At 67.3% G+C, this 1,158-nt stretch carries 1 protein-coding gene; it reads right to left on the bottom strand.

What is annotated here, in order from left to right; genetic code table 11:
• Positions 1 to 11: 11 nt before the first annotated feature.
• Complete coding sequence (locus C5N14_RS31460; RefSeq protein ID WP_243640296.1) at positions 12 to 1,103, bottom strand: IS630 family transposase; 1,092 nt, start codon at positions 1,101 to 1,103, stop codon at positions 12 to 14.
• Positions 1,104 to 1,158: the final 55 nt, after the last annotated feature.

The following is a 1,158-nucleotide window of genomic DNA, read 5'->3' as shown; positions in this document are numbered from 1 at the left end:
CTAGTGCCTCGTCACGCAGCCTTGAACGGGTAATCCGGGTGCCGGATCTTGGAGTTGATCGCGAATCCGGATTTCGGGCGTGCTCGTTGGTTGCGCCATCGGATGTAGGCGCCGATCGCGGTGTCCTGCTCGGCGTGGGTGCGGTGGTCGGTGCCGTTGAGGGCGAAGTACCTGACGGCGGCGAACTCGGCCTCGATCCAGTTCAGCCAGGACGCATACGTCGGCAGGAACACCAACTCGACGCGGTTGGCGGCGCACCAGGAGCGGACCTCGGGATGCTTGTGCGGGGAGAAGTTGTCCATGATCAGGTGCAGGCGTTGGTCGGGCCACCGGCGGCGCAGGGTCTTGAGGAAGCTGAGGAACTCGCGCCATCGTTTGCGGTCTCGGATGCGGTAGTGCAGTCGCCCGGTGGTCAAATCCAGGGCGGCGATCATGTGCCGTACCCCCTGGTCACGGGTGTAGGTGGCCCGTAGCCGCACCGGCTGGCCGGCCGGTCGCCAGGCCCGGCCGGGTCGGGGTTGCAGGTTGAGCGGTCCGAACTCGTCGACGCACAGGACCCGACCGTTGGCGGGTGGGTGGTCGTAGAGGTCGAGGACGCGGCGCATCTTGGTGGTGAAGTCGGGGTCGGTGCTGGCTTTCCAGGTCTTGGTGGCCTGCCACGACACGCCGCGTTCGTGCAGGATCCGCCGCACGGTCTCGACACTGACCGTCGTGACGTAGCCGGCGGCGATCAGGTAGGCGCGGAGCTTGGTCAGCGACCAGCAGGAGAACGGCTGGCCGAGGAAGCGGGGGTCGCACCGGGCGATGACGCAGATCCAGTCTCGGGTCTGCTCATCGATCCGTCTCGGTGCGCCCCCGCTCCATTTTGGGTCCAGGGCGTCGAACCCCCGATCGTTGAACGCATGGATCACGTCCCGGACGTAGTCCTCGCTGGTCCGCAGCAGGTGGGCGATGTCCGGGGCGGGCTGGCCCTGGGCGGACATCAGCACCACGATCGCCCTGCGTAGCTTCACCGGGTCCTTCGCCGTCCGACCGATCCGCTGCAACCGCTGGCCCTCGACCATCGACACCTGCCGGACGAACACCTCCGGGCGTCTGCCCACCGGCCACCACCTCCCACAGCGTCATACGTTGGGAGACAGCCTGCCTGACACGTCA

Source organism: Micromonospora sp. MW-13 (assembly GCF_003434305.1).
Taxonomy (GTDB): Bacteria; Actinomycetota; Actinomycetes; order Mycobacteriales; family Micromonosporaceae; genus Micromonospora.
Note: the sequence above shows the minus strand (reverse complement) of the source record. Positions and strands in the feature narration are given on the sequence as shown.